General features: G+C 71.9%; 18 protein-coding genes and 1 pseudogene. 3 read left to right on the plus strand and 16 right to left on the minus strand.

Annotated elements, in window-relative coordinates:
- Positions 1-20: 20 nt before the first annotated feature.
- From FDM97_RS25420 to FDM97_RS25430, 3 genes and pseudogenes are all read right to left on the minus strand, one after another.
- Positions 21-287 (minus strand): metal-sensitive transcriptional regulator, encoded by a 267-nt coding sequence (locus FDM97_RS25420; protein ID WP_031004254.1) that lies wholly within the window; start codon positions 285-287, stop codon positions 21-23.
- A 127-nt stretch (positions 288-414) separates the two neighbouring features.
- Positions 415-1,290: pseudogene (locus FDM97_RS25425) on the minus strand (MBL fold metallo-hydrolase); the annotation flags it as partial.
- A gap of 100 nt (positions 1,291-1,390) precedes the next feature.
- The gene (locus FDM97_RS25430; RefSeq protein ID WP_137992805.1) at positions 1,391-1,717 is read right to left on the minus strand and encodes a rhodanese-like domain-containing protein; all 327 of its coding nucleotides are present in this window, start codon (positions 1,715-1,717) and stop codon (positions 1,391-1,393) included.
- Between the two features lie 191 nt (positions 1,718-1,908).
- Between FDM97_RS25430 and trxA the strand changes: the two genes are divergently transcribed.
- The 3 genes from trxA (at position 1,909) to FDM97_RS25445 (ending at position 3,229) form a co-directional block, all read left to right on the plus strand.
- Positions 1,909-2,286 (plus strand): thioredoxin, encoded by a 378-nt coding sequence (gene trxA / locus FDM97_RS25435; protein WP_137992806.1) that lies wholly within the window; start codon positions 1,909-1,911, stop codon positions 2,284-2,286.
- Between the two features lie 65 nt (positions 2,287-2,351).
- Positions 2,352-2,609, plus strand: a complete 258-nt coding sequence (locus FDM97_RS25440; protein ID WP_137992807.1) for a hypothetical protein — start codon at positions 2,352-2,354, stop codon at positions 2,607-2,609.
- Positions 2,610-2,872: 263 nt separating this feature from the next.
- Positions 2,873-3,229, plus strand: a complete 357-nt coding sequence (locus FDM97_RS25445) for a carboxymuconolactone decarboxylase family protein (RefSeq protein WP_137992808.1) — start codon at positions 2,873-2,875, stop codon at positions 3,227-3,229.
- A 767-nt stretch (positions 3,230-3,996) separates the two neighbouring features.
- Here the strand turns inward: FDM97_RS25445 and FDM97_RS25455 are convergent.
- The 13 genes from FDM97_RS25455 to FDM97_RS25520 all read right to left on the minus strand — a co-directional run bounded on the left by FDM97_RS25455 (position 3,997) and on the right by FDM97_RS25520 (position 21,195).
- Complete coding sequence (locus FDM97_RS25455; protein ID WP_254705755.1) at positions 3,997-9,078, minus strand: hypothetical protein; 5,082 nt, start codon at positions 9,076-9,078, stop codon at positions 3,997-3,999.
- 134 nt (positions 9,079-9,212) lie between these two features.
- Positions 9,213-9,746 (minus strand): NADase-type glycan-binding domain-containing protein, encoded by a 534-nt coding sequence (locus FDM97_RS25460; RefSeq protein ID WP_254705756.1) that lies wholly within the window; start codon positions 9,744-9,746, stop codon positions 9,213-9,215.
- Between the two features lie 1,194 nt (positions 9,747-10,940).
- Positions 10,941-11,513 (minus strand): phage tail protein, encoded by a 573-nt coding sequence (locus FDM97_RS25475; protein ID WP_137992809.1) that lies wholly within the window; start codon positions 11,511-11,513, stop codon positions 10,941-10,943.
- Positions 11,510-13,471 (minus strand): putative baseplate assembly protein, encoded by a 1,962-nt coding sequence (locus tag FDM97_RS25480; RefSeq protein ID WP_137992810.1) that lies wholly within the window; start codon positions 13,469-13,471, stop codon positions 11,510-11,512. The genes FDM97_RS25475 and FDM97_RS25480 overlap by 4 nt, the downstream gene beginning before the upstream one ends.
- A complete protein-coding gene (locus FDM97_RS25485) occupies positions 13,471-13,893 on the minus strand; it encodes a GPW/gp25 family protein (RefSeq protein ID WP_041127460.1) in 423 nt (140 codons plus the stop codon). The genes FDM97_RS25480 and FDM97_RS25485 overlap by 1 nt, the downstream gene beginning before the upstream one ends.
- Entirely contained in the window at positions 13,893-14,210 is a 318-nt protein-coding gene (locus FDM97_RS25490) for a PAAR domain-containing protein (protein ID WP_137992811.1), read from the minus strand. The genes FDM97_RS25485 and FDM97_RS25490 overlap by 1 nt, the downstream gene beginning before the upstream one ends.
- Before the next feature lie 23 nt (positions 14,211-14,233).
- The gene (locus FDM97_RS25495; protein ID WP_137992812.1) at positions 14,234-16,057 is read right to left on the minus strand and encodes a VgrG-related protein; all 1,824 of its coding nucleotides are present in this window, start codon (positions 16,055-16,057) and stop codon (positions 14,234-14,236) included.
- Positions 16,054-16,776, minus strand: coding sequence for a CIS tube protein (locus FDM97_RS25500; RefSeq protein WP_137992813.1), 723 nt, complete (start codon positions 16,774-16,776; stop codon positions 16,054-16,056). The genes FDM97_RS25495 and FDM97_RS25500 overlap by 4 nt, the downstream gene beginning before the upstream one ends.
- Positions 16,777-16,832: 56 nt before the next feature.
- Positions 16,833-17,258, minus strand: a complete 426-nt coding sequence (locus FDM97_RS25505; protein ID WP_137992814.1) for a phage tail protein — start codon at positions 17,256-17,258, stop codon at positions 16,833-16,835.
- 29 nt (positions 17,259-17,287) lie between these two features.
- Positions 17,288-17,680, minus strand: a complete 393-nt coding sequence (locus FDM97_RS25510; protein WP_137992815.1) for a hypothetical protein — start codon at positions 17,678-17,680, stop codon at positions 17,288-17,290.
- Between the two features lie 2,431 nt (positions 17,681-20,111).
- Entirely contained in the window at positions 20,112-20,270 is a 159-nt protein-coding gene (locus FDM97_RS36025; RefSeq protein ID WP_175439233.1) for a DUF6760 family protein, read from the minus strand.
- Positions 20,267-20,758 (minus strand): zinc-ribbon domain-containing protein, encoded by a 492-nt coding sequence (locus tag FDM97_RS25515; RefSeq protein ID WP_137992816.1) that lies wholly within the window; start codon positions 20,756-20,758, stop codon positions 20,267-20,269. The genes FDM97_RS36025 and FDM97_RS25515 overlap by 4 nt, the downstream gene beginning before the upstream one ends.
- Positions 20,755-21,195: a phage tail protein gene (locus tag FDM97_RS25520; protein ID WP_041127466.1), complete on the minus strand. Its 441-nt coding sequence runs from the start codon at positions 21,193-21,195 to the stop codon at positions 20,755-20,757. Before FDM97_RS25520 ends, FDM97_RS25515 begins: the two co-directional genes overlap by 4 nt.
- Positions 21,196-21,232: the final 37 nt, after the last annotated feature.

Raw genomic sequence — 21,232 nt, forward strand, 5'->3', positions numbered from 1 at the left:
CGCCCGCCGTCGTCGCCGTGTCAGGCGAGTGTGAGGAACAGCTTCTCGAGTTCCTGCTCGCTCATCGGGGGCGCGCCCTCCTCGCTCTCGGCGAGGCACTGGCGCATGCCGCTGGCCACGATCTTGAATCCGGCCCGGTCGAGGGCGCGGGAGACGGCGGCGAGCTGGGTGACGACGTCCTTGCAGTCGCGGCCCGCTTCGATCATGGCAATGACGCCGGCGAGCTGGCCCTGGGCGCGGCGCAGCCGGTTCAGAACCGCGGTGGCGGCTTCTTCTTCTACTTTCACCGGGCTCCTCCTCATCGACTGTCGACTCAAGGATACCCCTTGGGGTATGACGCTCAGGAGTGTGCGGCCGGCTCCCGGGAGCCTACCTGGGGCGGGTTCATGTCGGTTCGCGGGCGGTGTGCCCCCTCACCGCCCCGGCCAGGTGACCGGCGGCGAACTCCTGCGGGTCGCGGGCGTCGACCACCACGGCACCCAGGCCGCGGCGGGCGGCGAACTCCTCGATGGACAGCGGCCGGGGCGCTGCGGCCGGGTCGAACAGCTGCCGCTCGCGCCGGTTGAGGTCGGCGTCGTAGGCGAAGTAGCCCGGAGCCGCCGACTGGCCGGCGGTGACCAGGGCCACGAAGTCGTCCTGGCTCATGGGGGCGCAGGCGTAGTTGGTGGCGCGCTGCTCGCCGATGGTGGACTGCTTCTCGGTGGAGAGGTTCTTGCCGCACGCGGACCCGGCGCCGTGGGCGGGGAAGACCCGCACCTCGTCCGGCAGGCTCATCAGCTTGTTCTGGACGCTGTCGTGCAGCATCGCGCCCAGCGTCTCCGCGGTCACGCCGACGGAGGCGAGCAGGTCCGGGCGGCCCACGTCCCCGATGAAGAGGGCGTCGCCGGTCAGGACTCCGTACGGGACGGAGTCGTCGGCGTGCTCGTACACCAGGACGCTGATCGACTCGGGGGTGTGTCCCGGCGTCTCCATGATCTCCAGGGCGACGTCGCCGAGAACGATGCGCTCCCCCTCGGCCAGCCTGCGGATCGGGTACTCCGTCTCCGCCCGCCGGCCGTAGCCGATCCACGCACCCGTGCGGGCGGCCATCTCCAGGTGCCCGGCGACGAAGTCGGCGTGGAAGTGGGTGTTGACGACGCCCACGACGGTGAGGCCCCGGGCCTGTGCGTCGGCCAGGTACTCGGAGACGTCACGGCGGGGGTCGACCACCACGGCCCGACCCGTGGCCTCGTCGGCGATCATGTACGACGCCTGCGAGAGGCAGTCGAGGTAGTACTGCGCGAAGAACACGGAAACCTCCCTAAAAGATGACCCGGATATACCCTGGGGGGTATCCGAGAGGTCAAAAGGTGGCCCGCCCCCGAAGGGGCGGGTGCGTGAGCGAGGAAAGTCAGACCGACCCCGGAGCGGACCCCGCCATCACCGGGCGACCACTGTCGACCCAGCCCCGAGTCCCGCCGGCTACGGAAAGGGCATCCAGGCCGGCGACGGCGAGCCGGTCCGCGGCCCGCTGACTACGGTTGCCGCTCGCACAGATCACGTATACCTGGCGCCCCCTGGGCACATGAGGCAGAGCGGCGGCCGGCGCGGACAGCGGAGCGAGTCGCGCACCAGGCACATGTCCCGCGCGGTATTCCTCCGGCTCGCGCACATCGATAACGACAGCACCGGCACTCCAGGCGACGGCAAAGGTCTCCAGGTCAACTTCACGAGCCATGGGCGGGATTCACCTCCAGATACCCCCCTGGGTATTACGCTCTCGACCGTAGGGTCGACCGACAGACCCTGTCAAATGCCCCCACGGGTATGTGACAGCAAACCGAGCCCCAGAGCGCGGAACAAACCCACCCGAGTCTCGGTTGAATCCGACATATACCCCCTAGGGTATATGAGAGGAGAGTGGAACCCATGCCGACCATTGAGCTGACCAGGGAAAACTTCGAGGACACCGTCACAGGCTCGGAGATCGTGCTGATCGACTTCTGGGCCGAGTGGTGCGGACCGTGCCGCATGTTCGGCCCCGTCTACGAGAGGGCCGCCGCGCACCACCCGGACATCGTCTTCGGCAAGGTCGACACCGAGGCGCAACCGGAACTCGCCGGCGCCTTCCAGATCTCCTCCATCCCCACCCTGATGGCCGTCCGCGACCGGACCGTGCTCTACGCACAGCCCGGCGCACTGCCTCCGCAAGCCCTGGAGGAACTGATCACCAGGATCCGGTCGGTCGACATGGACGACGTACGCAGACAGGTCGGCCGCACGGCTGAGCGTGCGCGGCGCGGTTGACGCACCGGACATGGCGGCGCGCCGTGGCGCACGGACTCGCACACCGGCCCCGGGAGGTGAAGACCATGCCCTACGACCGCACCGTCAATCCCGCCGGAACCTTCGACGAGACGGTGGAGGCCGTCCGCCGCGCCCTCGCCGACCAGGGCTTCGGCATCCTGACCGAGATCGACGTCCAGGTGATCGTGCAGGCGGTCGACCCCTCCACCATGGTCACTTTCACCGGCGTCGACGCCATGGCCCCGGTCGCGGACGAGGCGGCGCGCCGCCTGGACGCCGCACGGTACGCCCCGACGTGCCACCCCCGACCCGGCCGGTGGTGAATCCCCATGTCTACCAAGTACGGGAACGGAGTTGGCCGGCGTGCCGCGCTCTTCCTGGTGGGGGCCGCGACGAGCCGGCTCCCGGCGGGATGCGGCGCGATGATGGAGGCACGGACCGACCGTCGGCCCTGTGCGGGAACCATCAGAGCACACACGACGATGGTGAGCCTGCCGCGCATCACCACTGTCGCTCTCAACCGCCTGGCTCCGTTTTCCCCACGCACCGCTCAGGTGGCGGGCGGCCGCGAGAAGGGAGACGCATCATGTCGTACGGCACGCAGGTACGGGACGAACTGCGGGCACCCGGCCGTGAGCTGCGGCGCGCGATCCCGCAGGTGTACGAGGGCTACAAACAGCTCCACGACAGCGCGCTGGCATCCGGAGCCCTGGACGCCAAGACCAAGGAACTCATCGCGCTGGCCATCGCGGTGAGCAAGGAGTGCGACGGCTGCATCGCCCATCACGCCCAGGCCGCCGTCCGGCACGGCGCCACCGAGCAGGAGGCAGCTGAGGCGATAGGGGTCGCCATCTTGATGAACGGCGGGCCGGGCACGGTCTACGGCCCGCGCGCCTTCGCCGCCTTCCGCGAGTTCCAGGAACAGAAGACCACCGCCGCTTGAGCCCTCCCCGTGGTACGGCCCGGCCTGAGCCCGACAGCGCAACGCCGCAGGCGGGCGCCGCGTGCCGTCCAGCGGGACGGGCGAGGAGGTGTCGGGGATCGGTCGCCCGGGTGATGGCCGTCTCGACGGCCGTGACTCGGTCCGCGAGGAGGGCTGGGGCGCCGACCGCTCGGGATTACGCAGGGCAGGCAGGCGGCATCGACGGACGCTGGGCGAGGCAGTCCCCCATCTGGCACCCCGGCGGCTCGGCGACCGCGCCCTTTGTACGTCGCCCCGGGGTGGACTCGTACAAAGCCACGGCATCGGCCTTGAACTCATCCGCGGAGTCCTTCATCGCCATCGGTGGTCTTCTCGCTTCCTCCGGATCAATCAAGATCCAGTATCAGCGTGTCCACCAGGCGGGGGGAGGTCCCCCCGCCTCTCGAACGTTGACTCACGCCCGCCGTCCTTGCCATCCCCGAAGGCGGAGACGCCCGACCCGAGGATCTCCTGAGCCAGGGCCCGCGACACGTGCTCGAACTCCCTGGTACTCAGCCCCCGAGGAACCGGGTCGGCACGGCCGTGTGCCGCGTGGCGCCGGACAGACGCAGCTCGGCACGTCCGTCTTCCCTGCGGCGCCGTTCGCCTGCACGGTCGTCGAGGGGTGCGGGTGATGGCCCGCATCTCCCAGCAGGCCCAGTAGGGCAGAACATGGTTTCTGATGGAAGAGGCGTCGCCTCGCAGCGTGTGGGGTTCGACTATGCGGGCGGGGGCGAAGGCACGGGGCGTTATGCGGGCGGCGGTGCCACCGTCGGGCGGAGGCCCAAGTGGTTGTCGTCGTCAAGGAGTTGATTGCCCTGGGTGGTGAGCATCTGAAGCGCTATGGGTTCCGGCATGCGGATCACGACCGGGCGGGAGAGGGTCGTCTCGCGGGTCGCCGTGGAGGTGTTGCCGGTGCGGACCCGGTTGGTGACCTGGGCGACCGCCCTGATGTCAAGGGTGAACTGAACCAGGACCGACTTCATCTTCGGCTTGTGGACCGGCATCGAGCCGGACGCGTTGGCCGTGGCATCGGTCGTCCCGCCCGAGCCACCCGTGTTGCCCATCAGCTGGTTGAGGCGGAACTGGTCGGCGTTGAGGACCCCCGCGCCGGGCATGCCACGGGCCGCCCTGCTGTGGTCGGCCGAGCTCTGGCCGTCCCGCTGGGTGGGGCGCAGACCCTCCAGATGGCTCTGGCCGATCGTCTCGAAGGCCATCTTGTCGCCCACGCCCAGGACCCGGCCGTTGCGCAGGCGCGCGTGCAGGGAGGCCCGGAGGTTCTGGCCCTCCGCACCGGAGGCATGCACTGGCGGCAGGTCGACGCCGGCGGAGGTGAGAAGCGGCAGGGCGGCGATCATCCACTCGGTAGAGACCGCCTCGTTCAGTGCGTAGGCGGCGGCCTGGCCCTTGTCGCGGAACCGCGCGCCGCCGCCCGCCTGCCGGACCACGGACGTCAGCAGCTGCCGTACCTGTGTGACCCCTTGGAAGCCGTTGACCTGGGCCTCCATCGGCAGTCGGGCACCGCCCGCGCGCCAGGCGCCCAGGTCGGCCGGGGCCGCCGGGTCGGGAGCGCGCGAGCCACGGGCGACCAACGGTACGTCCTGCTCCGGGAGTTCGGCGCGGGAGAGCGCGTCCAGGTCGGTGCGCAGGACGCGATGGATCAGCGCCAGGTTGTCAAGCAGGGCGAGCGCCACCTGGGTGTTGCCCCGGTACAGTTCGAGGCTCGCCCGGACCGGCACACGCATCTTCGCCACCGCCGCCGAACTGGCATCCGCGACCGTCTTCATGCCGAGCTGGCCTCGGCTCACGGCACCGCCGCGTCGCGATGCGCCGGACGAGAGGCCGAGACCCGCCGCACCGCCGGTGCTCTTCAACTGGCCCGAGCCACCGTCGGGTTTACCGGATCCCGCGAGGATGCCCTCGACGCCGGTGGTCGTGCCCTCGTCGTGGGAGGTCGCCTGCTGGGCTACGGCCGAGGTGATGTACTCCATGTCCCGCCGGTCCGTCGCGTCGCCCTCGTACTCGCCGTCCCCCACCCGGTCGACCTTGAACACCGCCCAGTACGGGGCGTTGCGGCCGTCGAACAGCTCGACGGTGACCCCGCCGTCCATGGCACCGGACAGCAGTCCGGCGGAGCCGTCCCGGTCCAGGACGCGGAGCAGGCGCTGCACGTTGTCGTTGCGGTCGTCGAGCTGTCGCCGGGGCAGCAGCGTGTCGGCGAGGTCCTGCTGCTGGTTGAAGGCGAGACGCGAACGCAGTTGCCCGAGCAGCGGTACGAAGTTCGGGAGGTCCTCGATCATGCCGAATCCGAGGGGGAGTTCGCGGCGGAACCCCGGTCCCGTAGGGGCCGTCCGGAAACTCTCGTCGTCACTCTCGTCCTGGACGGCCTGTTCGGCGGCCGTATGGAAACTCTCCGCGTCGCTGTCGTCTCCTGCGGCCGTGTCCGGTTCGGCGGCGTCCAGCCCCGCCTCCCGCCGCAGTTCCTGCGGAAGCTGCGCCTCCGTCAGCCACACCCCCGCCGCGGCCGGCAGGGTCTGGGCGCCCTTCGCCACGTAGGGGCCGCCGCCGGTCACCTCGACCTCCGCCACCATGGTGACCAGCACGTCACACTGGACCAGATACAGCGGGGCCTTCTTCGGAGTGTGGGCGTTGCGCTCGACCGTGCCGGACAGGGCGTACGACTGGGAGTCGCCCTCGCTCGTGGTGCGGAACGTCGACAGGCCCTGCCCGGCACGCCACGTGGTGCCGCTCTCCGAGCCGGTGACGCCGAACTGCACGGTGCTGCCGGCGCCTTGGCCCGACTGTCCGGAGGACTGGTGGCCGCCGAGCACGAAGGTCTCGGTGCCCGGGCCCTCGCCGGTGTGCACGAACCTGGGGTTGGCCAGGGCCAGCCGGGTGCCGACCGCACCGTTGAGGGCGGCGAGGCGACGCGGGTAGCGGAGGTTCTTGACGACCCAGCCGGAGGACGAGGCCTGCCGCAGCGCCGCCTGGACGGCTCGTTCGCCGAACCGTTCCTCGATCGCCAGCCGTGGCGCGAGTCCCTCGGTCGCCAGCGCCGGGTCCTCGCGCAGGCGACTGTTGCGAGCGGCGGCCTTGGACAGCAGCGCGAAGGCGAGGTCGCGGACGGGCTGCCCGTCGACGGTCTCCACCAACTGCCAGTCCCGCAGCAGGGATCCGGCGGCCGGCTCGGGGGCGAGCGTGGCCAGGTCACCGATGCCCTCGGCGGCCACGTCGGTGGTGGGCGCCGGTTCCGCACGGTCCCCGAGCGCCGCGTCGACCCGGTCCTTGCCCTCCTGGTCCAGGGTGAACTCGGTCGGCGTGAGCAGCCGTACGTCCTGGCTGCCCAGGTTCATATACGTCAGCGTCTCGGCGTCCGGCACGTCCCGGCCCGGGCTGCCGACGGTGAGGCCGCGGGCGAGCTTGCGGGGCCGGGAGGTCATGGTGGCCTCCACGTCGAGGTGCAGGGCCGCCCGGAAGGCGCTGGCGGTGTCGGAGCCGTTGGCGACGACGTCCGTACGACCGGTCGTGCCGGCCTGGTTGCGATGCGAGCCGGAGCTGTGCTTCTCGTAGCGGGCCCCGGCGGTCAGGATGCCGGGGACCAGCCGGGCCTGGCCGAGGACCAGACCGCCGATCGAGCGCGAACTGCTGCGCCCGCTCTGCGCGTTGGCGCCGACGGTCGTGTGGCTGCGCACCGACCAGTCCCTGATGTCGCCCTCGTAGGCGGTGTCGCTCAGCGTGCCCCGGACGAGGATCTGCACGTCGTGGGCGTGCATGGTGGTCTTGCGGCGCAGCCGTACCCGGATGCCGGTGGACAGCAACTGGGCCTTGTTCACCCGGAGGTTGGTCTCCGAGAGTGCGGTCATCAGCTCGCGGTGGTTGCGCCGCTGGGTCTCGGCCTCCTCGTCGCTGGTGCCGAGGGCGGGCGCGGTGGTGCCGAACGCGGGGAGGTAGCCCGCCAGTCGGGGGTCGGTGGCGAACATCTGCTGGACGGCCCGCACCATCGGGCCGGTGTCGACCTGGTTGAGTGCGACGCTGGATCCCTTGCCGTCGTAAGGGAGATGGCGCTCGACGTTCTGTTCGTTGCCGTTCTCATCGGTCTGCGTCGGTTTCTTGATGAACTCCTCGGCTGTCATGCCCAGCGGCAGCGGCAGCCCGAAGGACTGGGCCTCGTCGGCGCGGAGGCTGATCCACACGTTCATCGTGTGGACGGCGACCCGGGTCTCCGGGTGCAGGATCGCCTGGGTCGAGCGCGGGCCCGTGCCCTCCGCGGTGAACGTCACGGTTCCGAAGTAGAGCGCCTTCTCGCCCCGGACCTCCGCGCCCTGGCGGCCGGCGACGCTCTGTTCGGCGACGGTGAAACGCGCCTTACGGGCCGCCGCGACAGGCATGGCGGTGGCCCGTACGACGGCCGCGTTGGAGCCCGCGCCGACACCGATCGCCGGGCCCAGACCCGCCTGAACGGCCCGCCCCTTGCCCGCGCTCTCGGTGACCGCCGTCTGGCCGTGCTGGTGCGTGCGCAGCTGGGTCTTGCCGGTGCCCCAGGCGGGGGAGAGACCGGTGACCGCGGCGCGCAGCCGGTAACTGCCCGCCGTCTTGCCGTCCTTGGAGTACAGGTCCTCGCCGACCACGCCGTCGCGCAGCAGCCGGGGCAGGTCCTCCAGGACGGTAGCCGTGGAGGTCACGTCGTACAGCCGCCCGCGCCCCGGTGCGCCGGGGGCGGTGAGCGAGGGGTGCAGCACGGAGGCGACGGCGTCGAAGAGCCCGCGGCCGGTCTGGTGCGGGGCCGCGTCGTCGGCGACCGCGACCGGTACCAGGGAGTCGGCGAGGGAGACGCGCCGGCCGGTGTCCGCGGACACCGGCGTGGGCGGGGCGGGCGCCTCGGTGCCGACCGGGACCAGGTGTTCGGTCGGCACGCGCTGGGTGAGCGTTCCGAAGTCACCGAAGGTCTGCGCGTCGCCGGTGCCGTGCCGCTGGACACGGACCTCGTAGCGGACCCTGCGGTGCACCTCGACCGAGCCCTTGTCGCTGCGCAGCACACGCGGTTCGGCCACGTTCGTCTGCCGACGGGACTCGCGGGAGGACTGCCAGGGCTGGGCGTTGCCGGTGGCGGCACCGCCGAGCCACAGGCCCGGGACGACGGGCGCGAGCCCGAAGGCGAGGCCGCCGGCGCCCTTGCTGGAGGATCCGCCGCCCGAACTGCTCACGGTGGCTGACGAGTTGTGGTGGACGTCGAGCTTGGTGTCCTTGCCCTGGGGGTCCTCGAGCAGGGCCTGCGACACACCGTCGGTCCCCTGCGAGGCGGCGGCCAGCAGGTCCCCCGGCTGGAAGACGGGCGGCTTGTCGTCGGGGGCCCGGGAGATCGTGACGGTGACGTCGTACCACTCCCTGCCCGTCCGGCCCTCGACGGCGAAGGCGCGGCCCTGCCCGAAGAAGCTCTCCGGCTGTCCGGCCAGTTCGTCCGAGATGTCGGCGACCGTGCCGTCGGCATGCCCGACGACCGCGGACACCGCGTGCCGGACGAACTCGTGGCCGGTCAGTCCGTATGTCGAGGAGAGGCCGCCCGCCTGGAGGTGCATCAGGTACGACGGCAGCACGAAGCCCGTCTCGGTGCGCTCCTCGATGCCTGGCAGCGCGGGGCGGGCGCTCTGGTTCCGGGTCCTTCGCACGGCCCGTGAGGTGGCCGCGTTGCCGGCGGTGCGCTGAAGGGACAGCAGAGGGTGCGCGACGCCGGAGGTGGAGGCGAGGGCAGGTGGCGGGGCGGCGCGGGACGTCTGGGTCGCCTGCTCGGACGCACCGGTCCTGCCGTCCCCTGACTGCTGCCGTTTCCACACGGGATCAACGTAACCGTTGGCAGGACGGGGCACGGCCTCTCCTCCAGCTCCCGGCGGATTCGCCGTCTCCACTCCACGGATACGTCAACTTCCGTATTCCCCAGGGTCATTCGTGGAGCGGGACGGCGCCGGGTTCAGCTCCGTTGGAAGAACTCCACCTCCGCCAGGGCCAGATGACGTCCCCTGGACAGGTCGACGGGTGAGCGCAGTGTCAGGCGTACCGTCTTCGCGTCGCTGATCCCGGTCTGGATCGTCTGCGGGCCCGGCTTGTCGCTGAGGGTGAGCTGCTTGTCGTGCCGTGTGCCGTCCACCGTCGTCACCTCCAGGTCGATCTGGAGGGCGCGGGCCTGGCGGGCGTACGCCTCCGGGGACGTGGACGCGCCGTTGGTGATGATCAGGTCGACGAGGCGGAACGGCTTACGGAAGGTGTACGTCACCGAGGCGCCCGGTCCGGGGACACCCCAGTACTTGTTGTTCAGCCCGTCCGTGGTATTCGTCGCGGGGTGCCCGGGGAGCGCGCCGCTCGCCTTGATGTCCACCGGGGTCACGGGCGTGGCCTTGCTCAGTTTGTCCCGGGTGTCCTCGAACGGGGCGCGTCCGGCGGGGAGCAGGAAGAGTCCGGCGGTGCACAGCACGACCACGACGGCGAGGATCACGATGAGCCGCACACCCCGCCCCGAACCCGCCCGCACCCGACGCCGGAACGGCCACACCGTCCGCCACCACGGCAACGGCGCGGCCTTCTCCACCGGCCTCAACTCCGCAGCACACCGCCGGCAGAACTTCCGCTCCGGCCGATTGAGCGTCCCGCACACGGGACAGGGCCGCCCGGTGCCCTCGTCCTGCACGGCTGCGGGACGTACGACGGGACGGGGGGCGACGGCCTTTGCGGGGAGGACGGGGAGGATCGGGTCGGGGTCGGGGGTGGGGCTGGTCGAGGGGCGGGGAGTGGTGGGCAAGGGCGAGGCAGTGGAGGCGGACGGGGGCTCGGGGGCGGTCGGGGAAGACAGGGTGACAGGGGCCGCCGGGGGCCGAGGGGTGGTCGGCGAGGGCCAAGCGGTGGGTGGTGAGGGTGGGGTGCTGGGGACGGGCGGGGCTTGCGGGGGCCGGGCGGCTGTTCCGGATGCGGGGGCGGTGTGTCGTACGGATTCGAAAAGCCCTGGGGTCGGGGCGGGGGGAGCTTCCTCGGCGGGGGTCTCGCCTGCGGACCCGCCGGTCGGGGAGTCGGTGCGGGCGGCGTCCGATGCGGGCTGGGGCGGAGAGTTCGTGGGCTCCGGCCGAGCGGGGGCACTGCTGGGGCCCTCGCCGGTGGGGGGAGCCGCGTCGGGGCCGGTGCCGGTGCCCGGGGGTGAGTCCGCGGCATCCGTGCCCGGGGCGTCCGGGGCCGGGGCGTCCGGGGCCGGGGCGTCCGGGGCCGCAGAAGCCGACGCCGAGGTAACCGCAGCCGGGGCGTCCGTGGTGCTCGTCCCCCTCGCGTCACCACGCTCACGACCCGTCAGCCGGGACCGCAACGACGACCCGAGGCCGCGTGCAGCCGACGCGGCCCCCTCCCCCGAGGCGGCTGCCGCAGGCGTCGCGGACGGCGCCGCGGAATCCCTCGGCGGAGTGTTGGCCGGGGACGCCGTCGGAAGATCCGTGGGCGTCGGGACCGCCGCACGGTCCGCGTTCGGCTGCGGTTCCGGAGCAGCCGGAGAGTTCGGGGCCTCCGTGGATCCCGTCGCCGCCGAGGCGACCGTGGGCGGGGTCGCGGGCGCCTGCGTGCTCGCCGACGAGTCCGACCAGCCCAAATACGTGCCGCAGTTGCCGCAGAAGTCGTCTGCGGGGTCGTTGGAGGCCCCGCATGCGGGACATGCTCGCATGCGTCAGTTCCCTTCCTCGGTGGGCGGGCCGGGGAGGACCTCCACCCGAAACGCGACGTGCACCGGGCACATGGCCCGGACGATCTCGTGCACCCTGTCCACGTCCAGCCGTCCGGTCCCCGACTCGCGGTCCGGAAGGACGCGGATCAGGAGCTCGGCGGCGGGTTCCGGCGGTACATCGGAGCCCGCGGTGTTCGACCACGCCGCCCCGCCGTCGCCGCTCACCTCGGCATGCACGCCCAGCGCGAGACGCAGGGCCTCGGCCAGCCCCCGCTTCGTGCCCCGCCACCGGTGCAGCTCCACCGCGCGGACGACCGCCTCCCGGCGCAGTTCCACAGGCCACTGCGGATCGTCCAGGGCACCCGCCCACGAAGCCAGCCACTGAAGGAAGTCGACCGGCGTCACCCGGGGGTCGAGGTAGGCGGGCAGGTTGTCGAGCGTCGAGAACACCGGCGCGAGAACGGTGTCGAGCCCGGCGGTGAACCGCTGCGCGAAGTCGTCGTCGGCGTACAGTGCGGGCAGTTGCTCCCCGATCGGGTACCTGCTCGGCAGCCCCGGTATCGCGGCGCGGCTCATCCCCGCCCCTCCGCCCCGACCCCCGTCACGACCACCTGGTGCTGGTACGAGAAGACCAGCGCGCCCGGACCCACGTCGATGCGGTCCGTCGGGGCGCCGCGGCGGCCGGTGACGGGGTCGGCCGGGAACAGGCGGATCTCCTCGACCAGCGCGTTGCCGGTGGCGCGTTGCAGGACACCGAAGATCTCGCCGTACTGGACCGGTCGCCCGAACGGCCACCCGGTGCCGTCCGAGCCGCCGACCAGCGGGTTGAGGTGGCGGAACAGGGCGTCCAGCGCCGCCTCGCGGACCTTGTCGGTGTCGCTGGGGGCCGCCGAGAGGCGGGCCACCACCGTGATGCCCTGGTAGACCGGCGGCTCCACCACGAGACGCGTGCCGATCAGACGCCGTTCGTCGAGGCTCGCGGTGATCGCCGAGAGCACCTGGTCGGACGGGATCAGCTGCTCGAAGCGCAGCCGGTCGTCGCCCTCGTCGGCCACCGCGTCCGGCACCACCAGGACCCGTACCGCACCCGGCGCGTCCGCGGCCGGCAGACAGCGGACCCGGCGCACCGAGGGCGCGGCCTGGCGGCTGATGCTCTCGTAGTCCTCGGCGGTCACCGCGCGGTCCTGCATCCGCAGCGCCTGAGGCGCGCGCCGCCGGGCGTTCTCGACGGTCTCCCCGGCGACCCCGCCGCGCGCCGCCTCCCGGTTGGTGACCTGGGCGATGTACGGAACGGAGCTGAGCAGTACGGAGATCGCACCGCGGGCGACGTTTCCCGCGGGGCCGCCGCCGGTGCGGTAGCGGGCGACCCGGATCTGGGCGCCCTTCGGCGGCACTGCACCGCACTGGCGCAGCGTGCCGTCCGGTTCGCGCAGCGCCGGGGGGAAACCGAACTCACCGGTCGTGGCGTCGACGCGGACGTGCCGTTCGTCGGGTCCGGAGCGGCCGAAGTGCTCGACCACCTCCCAGCGCTGCCACCCCTCGTCGGAGGACACCTCCACCATGGGGGGCTCGGCGTCGAGCAGGATCGGCGGGCGGCCGAGCCGGAAGGTCTGCCCGGCGACCCCCTCCGAGGTGCCGAGCGGTACGTCGGTCACCGTCTCGGCGTGCTCGACGGACATGGTGCCGCCGACGGTGAACACCGCCGCCTCGCGCACCGTCGGGGACTCCGAGTAGAACGGCTGGCCCGGCTCCGCCTCGGTGACCCGGCAGCGCAGCCAGCCGGCCCGGGTCCCGCCGATCACCGACGCCGTGTGCCCAGCCGGCACGTACACGGTGATCTCGCCGGGCCGGTTGAGGCCGCCGGTGGTGTCGTCGCCGGTCTCGCACCGCTGCCAGCCGCCGCCGTCCCATGCCTCCCACACCAGCGGAGGCTGGCGCGGGTCCACACCGATGCCCTCCACACGGCTGTCCAGGCGTACGGCGACGATGCAGCGCGGCACCGCCGTCGGCAATCCGAACAGCAGCGCGTCACCGGGCTCCGGCGTCGTCTGGAAGCAGGGGATGTCGAGGCCGTCGGCGAGCATGCCGGTCCGGTCGCTCTGCTCACCGGTCCGGGGAGCGGTCACCAGACGGGTCAACTCGCTGGGCAGGATGCGCAGTTCGTCCGTGGTCGTGAACACCACCGCCTCGTCGCTCTCGGCGCCCGCGGTGGTCACCTCGGTGCCCGGCGGCAGCGCGACGGTGTCGGGCTGCGGTGCCGAGAGCCAGAAGTCGACGTCGGCGCCGGCCGCGGTCGGCGGGAACAGACGGATGCCCAACAGGTCAAGGAACGCAGTGTAGTTCTTGTCAGGAACTCTGTTCAGCCGGTACAGCAACTGGTCCACCAGGTAGGCGAACGTCTCGATCAGAGTGACGCCCGGGTCGGAGACGTTGTGGTCGGTCCACTCCGGGGCGCGCTGCTGCACATATCGCTTCGCCTCGTCGACGAGTTGCTGGAACCGCCGGTCGTCCAGGTTCGGGGAGGGCAGCGCCATCAGTCCGCGCCTGCTTCCTCGGCCCCCTCCTCGGAGGGGATCGTGTAGAAGGGAAAGACCAGGTTGCGCCGGTCGTTGGTGGAACGCAGGGTGTAGTGCACGTCGATGTAGAGGGTGCCGTCCTCGACCGCGTCGAAGGCGACGACCACGTCGTCGACCGAAATCCGCGGCTCCCACCGCTCCAGTGCCTCGCGCACCTGCTGCGCGATACGGCCGGCGGTGGCGCCGTCGCCGGGGGCGAAGACGTAGTCGTGGATGCCGCAGCCGAACTCGGGGCGCATGGGGCGTTCGCCGGGCGCCGTGCCGAGCACCAGGCGGATCGCCTCCTCGATCTCCCGCTCCCGTTCGACCAGGGCGATCCCGCCGGTCGGCCCGACGCGCAGCGGGAACGCCCAGCCACGGCCGATGAACCGCTCGCTCATCACACGCCTCCGATCAGAACGTCGGGGGCGCCGGTGACGATCATCGCGCCGCACGCCGTCTGGTCGCGGGCCCGCGCGGCTGGCAGCCCGCCGATGAGGACCTGTCCCGAGGCGAGCCCGGCCGGGTTGGGCGTGATCACGTTGGCCGGTCCCAGGGCCAAGTGCGGCGGCATCGCACACGTGTGCAGGCTGCCGACGACGGCGGCGGGCCGGCCACCGATCAGCACGGTCGCCACCGCCCTGGCGGCGGCGGGCGGCGGAGTGGCGATCACCCCGCCGTGGTTGGTGGGGTCGCCGGTACGGGCTGCGGCGGGCATGGGGAACTCCTCTCGAAGGGTGATCAGTTGATGCGGATGAGCTTGGCCTTGAGGACGCCGAGCAGACCGCCGTCGACGGTGACGCCCGTGGCGCCGGTGACATCCACCGTGCGGCCGCCGATCTTCACCCCGACCCTGCCGTTGATGTCCACGTTGGCGCCCGACACGTTCACGTTCCCCCGTCCCGCGTCCAGGGTGATGCCCTTCTTGTCGAGCATGACGGAGCTGAGCACCTGCCGGCCCTTGCCCGCGTACACCGTCATCTCGATCCGGTCCCGCCGGTTGTCGAGGAAGACTTCGAGGCGCTCGTCGGCGGACATCATCCGCACCCCGGAGAGCCCCGGTGCCCGCGCGTCCAGCAGCTCCACCCGATGCCCCGAACGCGACACGATGGAACGGCGGTTGACCCTTCCAGTCGTCTTGTCGATCAGCGGGACGTCGTGAGGCGAGGGCTTGTCCACGCCGTTGTAGAGCCCTCCGATGACGTACGGGCTGTCCAGCAGGCCCTGTTCGAAGCCGACCAGCACCTCGTCGTTGACCTCGGGGCTCACCACCCCGCCGCCGCCCTTGCCGCCCCACTGCACGGTGCGCACCCAGTCGGTGACGTACGTGTCGTCCAGCCAGGGAAACTTGAGCTTCACGGCGCCGCGCTCGGAGCCGGCCGGCTCGCGCACGTCCGTCACCACGCCGATCGCCAGGCCCGGCATGCGCGGACCCCGGGAGGGCGCGTTGGCGCCGGTGACCAGGCCGGTCAGGGAGCGGTCCGGGCTGGCGCTCACCCACACCGTCGTACGGTATCCGCCGTGCGGTTCGAGGACATGCTGCACCGCCGTCGCCGTGTACTTGCCGGAGAAGGCCTGCCCGACGTTGCCGAGCGCGATGGGCTTGCCCGCCCGCAGCATGGGGTTGCCCTCGGCCATCACCTCCAACTCACCGAAGCTCGCACTGACTTGGCTGGCCACTGCGTTTGCGACCGCCTTCGTCTCGGCCTGGGTGCGGTACGGGGTGTCGGTGACGGTCAGCTTCGACGACTTGCCGAACCGGGCGGCGAGCGCCGGACTCAGCCCCGGCACCACCGTGTCGCTGTCGACCGACGGCTGCCGGGCCACCAGGGGCCGCTTGGTGGTGACGTCCCAGCCGCGCACCTCCACCTGCTGCGCGCCGTCCGCCGCCGACAAGGAGGCCCGCAGCGCCAGCAGATTGCGCCCGTACTCCAGCACCATCGGGTTCTGAGCAGCCGACGTGGACGGCGCGGGCGCCCCGGACGCCTTCTGGGGCTTGGTGAACTGGAGCAGCCCCTTGTCGTCGACACGCACCTGCGCGCCGCTCTCGGCGGCCAGGAACTGAAGGAAGTCCCAGTCGGAGACGTTCGCCTGGGACAGCTGCTTGTAGGTGACCGGCGCGGCCTGCACGGTGCCGCAGGCCAGGCCCGCCCCGGCGGCCACCTTGCGGACGATGGCCGCCGCCGTCATGTTCCGGTACGCCACCACCTTCCGGCCGCGCTGGAGGCGGTGCGCCTTGGAGAAGGCACGCACCACCGTGAACGAGCCGGTGCGGTCCCGGTCCACCTCCAGGGCCGTCACCTCACCGTTGAACAGCCGCTCGCGCGCCTGCCCGGTCACGGTGACCACGGAGACCCTGAGCGGGGTGCCGATGGTGATGCCGGTGTTCCTCAGGAACTCGTGATCGGGATCGCGGAACGTGAGAACCGCTGCGTCCGGCAGGCCCACGTTCTCGTCGACCACGCAACTCACCAGCTGGGCGGCCCAGACGGGCGGCAGCTCGCCGGGCGTCTCCACGATGGGGTCCGCCGCGAAGGACCGGCCGTCCCGTACCCCGCCACTCACTGCTCCTCCTCAGCGCCCGCGTCGCTCATCGCCGGCAGCACCAGTTCGCTGCCGGGCACCAGCGCCATCGGGTCGTCGATGTCATTGGCCTCCGCGATGACCCGCCAGGCCGTCGCGTCGCCGTACTCCCGCCATGCCAGCAGCGCCAGGCTGTCGCCCGCCACGACGATGTGCGTACTGCGCCCGGTGCGCGAGCCGGACGTCGGGTTCTGCCCCGCCGGACCGACGCTCGCCTCTTCGATCGACAGCCGGCAGGTCGCCCGCAGCGGCTTGCCGTCCACGTCGAACAGCGTGTACGTCACCGACAGGCTGGACAGCACCCCGTCGAACGACGTCGTCCGCGCACTGCCCCACTCGAACCGCACCCACGGGCTCGCCGGCTTCTTGCGCCCCAGGCTCGCCTTCGTCGGCACACACGCCTTCATCAGCTTCTCCACCGCCTGCTCCACGGAGTTGTCGTGGGTGGCGGTGGCGTCCAGGAACACCTCAAGACTCAGCTCGCGCGGGCCACTGCCGACGAACTCGGGCAGCGCCGACTCCTCCGCCATCCGCGACGGAGAACGCCGCCACTCGGTGGCCTTGCGCAACTCCAAGGTGGACGGGTTGAACTGGAGGTTCAGCCGCGCGAGCGTCCCGCCTGGCTTGGCGCCGACGGAGGCCGGGGGCTCCTTCAACGTCAGCTGGGCCCTGGCCCGACTGGAGCGGGACGCTGGGGACATGGCCGGGATTCCTTTCCACAACGATATTCGGAGAATGGGACTTGGGGGATGGTTGGTCAGGAAGGGCGCAGTCCCTCGTGGGCGATCTCCAGGGTCTCCACCGCCGCCTGCGAGCTGCTGGGGTCGAAGGACGGGCCCTGCCAGCGCACCGGGACGATCCCGAACACCTGCCAGCTGATGATCCGCGACAGATCCGGCCGCAGCGCCACGATCTCGCCGTCCTTGGGCTCCACCCGCTTCAGCGTCTCGTCGAGCCAGCGGGCGATCTTCGCGGTGTCGGCGGTGACCGGCCGGGTGAGCGTGATGTTCGACCAGGTCACCCGGCCGGGCAGGTTATGGGTGAATCCGTTGTTGCCACCTTCGGCATAGGTCTCGATCTCCACCTCGGCACCCATGCCGGAGCAGGTGTGGAAGGCGCCCAGATCATTGCCGCCGATCGCGAGCCGGAAGAACACGCTGCTCGCGAAGATGTTGTCCGTCATCCGTCCGTCATCCGTTCCGTGCCGTGACCTCAGCGGCGTCCGTCGTAGGGGCGACCCGTACGCTCCCGGCCGCGCCGCAGTTCCGTGCGCAGCAGGCGGGCCATCGGGTCGAGCAGGCGACGCGCGAGGTCGTCCAGGTCGAGACCGGGGTCCTGCGCCGCGCCGGCGGACCGCTCCGTGCGCCGGCCGGACGCGGAGGCGGAGGCCGTCCCGGAGTACTGCTGCTTGCCACGCGCCGCGGGCACCGCCTTCGCCGGTACGCCCTTGGATACGCCGGGTACGTCGGGTACGGCCTTCCCCGCGCCGGAGATCGCACGCTGGACCTCGGGCACCGCAGGGCTGTTGCCGCCGCCGCTCGCCGATCGGGCGCCCGGCGTCACGACCCGCGGCCGGACCACGGGGATGGCCGCCGCCTGTGCCACGGCTGTCGACGGGCCATTCGCGAGGGGCGGCGTCAACGGGGGCGTGACCGGCAGGGGCCGCGCCGGGGGGACCGCCGCCGTACCGGGCACTCCCCCGCCAGGCGGCGCGGGCTTGACGAGCGGGACGACTCGCTGGACGACACCGGGGGCGCCCGTCGCTCGTACGGCCGAGCCGGTTGCCGGTACGCCCGGGTGGTGCGGCGCGTGCGCGGTTACGGCCCGTTGGACCGGCGGGGTCGCAGCGGCGCCCGCGGACGGTGCCGACGCGGGGTGCGCAGGGTGCGCGGGCGACCGGGTGGACGGCGCGGGGGTGCCGCCGCCGGGGATGTCCGGCGCCCCGCTCCAACGCGCCGCCACCACGGGAGGGCCGCCGACGGGGCGCGACGCGGCGGACGGTGCCAGGCCTTCCGGCGCCAGGGTGTTGAGGATGAGGGGCCGTGCGGGCAGCAGCGGGAGGGTGCGGCGGGCTACCGGGATGGAGGGGGTTGCGGGGCGGGCGCCGCCGGTGGATGCGTTCGCGGGGCGAGCGCCTGCCATGGGTTCGGCCGCGCGGCGGGCTACGACGACCGGGGCTGGGCTGCTGGGGCTTTGGGGACGTCCGTCGCCGGGGCCGGGACCGGGGTGCATCGCCTCGGGCCGTACGACTGTGCCCGCCGGAGACTGAGACGCCGCGCCCTGGGACGGCGTCACCAACGGCGTCGCAGGGCCGGTTCCGTGGTCCGTGGGGCTGCCGCCCTGGGGCGCCGGGTGGTCCGCGAGGTGGCGCTGGACGTCGACCGTCCCCAGCAACGGTGCGTGGCCTGCCGTATCCGAGGCGGGCTCCGTGGGCGGCGTACGGTCCCCGCCCGGCGCGGGCGATGCCGGTGTGCGCTGGATGTCGGGCCCGGATGCCGTACTGGAGGCTCGGGCCCCGGAGGCGGCGGAGCCGGGCAGACCGGCGCTGGCCGGCATCGCGGGCAGGGGCGCCCCCAGGCCGCTGCGCGCACGCGCACCGGAACGCTGCGGACCCGAAGACGGGCCCGGGGCGGGGCCGCTGGGGGCACCCTGGGTGTCCTTGTCCTGCCGCTGAACCACGGGAAGCACCGGACCGGATACGGGCGCGGCAGGGCCGTCCTTCACCAACGGCGCGGCCGTGGAGGGCAGTTCAGCGAGCGGCGCACCCAACGGCGGTCGGCTTCCAGTGCGCTGCACGGGGGCGCTCGGCGCAGGGCTGCCGGAGGAACTCCGGGCGTCCTCGGCCTGCCGCTGAACCACGGGAAACACCGGACCGGGCACGGGTCCCGCAGCGGGCACGACGGAGGTGTCCTCCACCGGCGACGCACCCAACGGCGACCGGTTTCCCGCACGTTGTACGGCGGTGCTCGGCGCAGGGCTGTCGGAGGAACTCCGGGCGTCCTCGGCCTGCCGCTGAACCACGGGAAACACCGGACCGGGCACGGGTCCCGCAGCGGGCACGACGGAGGTGTCCTCCACCGGCGACGCACCCAACGGCGGCCGGTTTCCAGCACGTTGTACGGGCGTGCTCGGTGCGGCCGTCTCGGCGACCACCGCAGACCTCAGGGCAGGGACACGGCGTACAGGCCCCATCACCCGGGGGGCGACCGTCAAGTGGCGCCCCACCAACCGCGCCTGGACGGCGGGGAGGGGCACCTTCAACCGGTTTCCGCTCAGCGCGGGCTGCGCACCCGTCTCCGGCGCCTCCTTCGCGGCACGCTGGACGGACGGTCCGGCCGCCCCGGGGATCACCGCGACACGTCGTACGAGCGGAATCGGCGAGGCGGCCGACGGGGCTACGGCCCGTTGGACAGCGGGAGTCGGGGAGGAGAGGACAGCGGGGGAGCCCACGGACGACGTGATGTCACGACTTTGCGAAGTTCCGCCCGAACTCCCCTTCCCCACATTACGGTTGGCACCGGAGGAGCCACCACGAGCTGGTCTTACCGACGCCGGCGTCGACTTCGAGCGAGAGTCCCCCTGCGCCCCGCCCTCCGACCCCTCGCCCCCTTCCGTCCGCACCGCCCGAAGCACCAGCGGCCCCCCAACAACGCTCACAGCGCGCGGGCCGGCCGGGCGAGTCACACCCCGCACCAGCCCAGCCGGAGCCGTCGGCAGCAGCGCATGTCCGAGCCCGCTGTCAAAGGAAGGGTTCTGCCAGGCGGCGAGCGCCGCACGGAAGGTGAGTCCGTCACTCACGCCCAACGGAGCACGGGAGACGGTCAGTTGGGGTGGGGAGGTGCGGCGCCAACCGCCGTCCCAGTCGCCAGGCATGGAGGAACCCACAGGACTTGATGCGCCCGATGCACCCGAAGGATCCGAAGAACCCGAACCGCCGTCGCCACCCGCATCCGAGCCCCCAGGGACGGCAGAGCCCCGGGCCCCCGACCCGCCCGCTCCGACGCGGCGGCGCAGCCTGTCCCGCCATGACATCTGCTCAACCGCTTTCGTTCATACGGGTGTTGATACGGGCGATCTCGGCCACCCACTGCTGGCGTTCACCATGCGTGAGATCGAGGATCTCCTCGCGCTCCCAGTGGAAGTGGTAGGCGATGTACGCGATCTCCTCCCGGAGCCGGGGAAGGGCGTACGTCACGATTCCCCCAGGCGCCCACCCGAGAGGTCGACCTCGAAGCCGCCCTCGCAGTGCGGACAGGTGACCGCCGCGCGGGTGTGGCCCTCGCTGTTGACGCGGCGGTAGAAGTCCTGGAGGAACGCCACGTCTGTGGCGTACATCCGCTCGACGATCCCGGCGTGCACATCCGTGATCGTGCCGAGCCGGGTGATCACCTGGCTCAGCAGCACCACGCTCAGATACGCCGGGTTCTCCTTGACCCGCAGGTCGATCTGGGGCCGCAGTTCGTCGCGGGCCGTGGCCAGCCGCATCGAGCCGTACCGGTGCACGGTGCCCGCCTCGTCGACGTACCCGCGCGGCAGCTCGAACTCGAACTCCGTGCGCAGCCCGCTGTTGTCGTCCTCACGGCGCGGCGGGGTGGGGGCCGCCGTCTGCTCCGGCGCCTGGGCGGGCGCCGTGACCTGGAGGAGATCCTCCAGGCTGCCCGCCGTCACCGTACGGCGTCTCATTCGACGACGATCTCCTCGAACGTGATCGTGACCGACTCGGTGGCCGGGGACGACTCGCCCGCCTTCAGGGAGGGGCCCTCCCACTTGGAGGCCCAGCCCTGCATCAGCTGGATACGGCGGACGGTGTTGCCCTCGGTGTCCTTGATCTCGATGGTGAGGTTCTGCCGCGCGGTGTTGACGGCGCCGTTGTTCAGGGTCTCCTTGATCCACTGGGTGAACTCGCTGCTCTGGTCGAGTCCCCGCGTGATCGTGATCTCACCGGCCTGCCGGGCACCCGGCTGCTTGCGGATGATCTGCTTGCCCTCCGCGGTGACCTGCTTGACCTCGACGACATCCTCTTCGACGGTGAACCCGCTGATCTCCTGGATGGACTCCACCAGGTATCCGCCGAGCTGCACGCCGAAGACGTGAGTGGAAAGAGCATCGCCCGTTGCCATGACTGTCTGTCAACCTTTCCTTACAGAACCGAACTCG

It is taken from the genome of Streptomyces vilmorinianum, assembly GCF_005517195.1.
GTDB classification, from domain to species: Bacteria; Actinomycetota; Actinomycetes; order Streptomycetales; family Streptomycetaceae; genus Streptomyces; species Streptomyces vilmorinianum.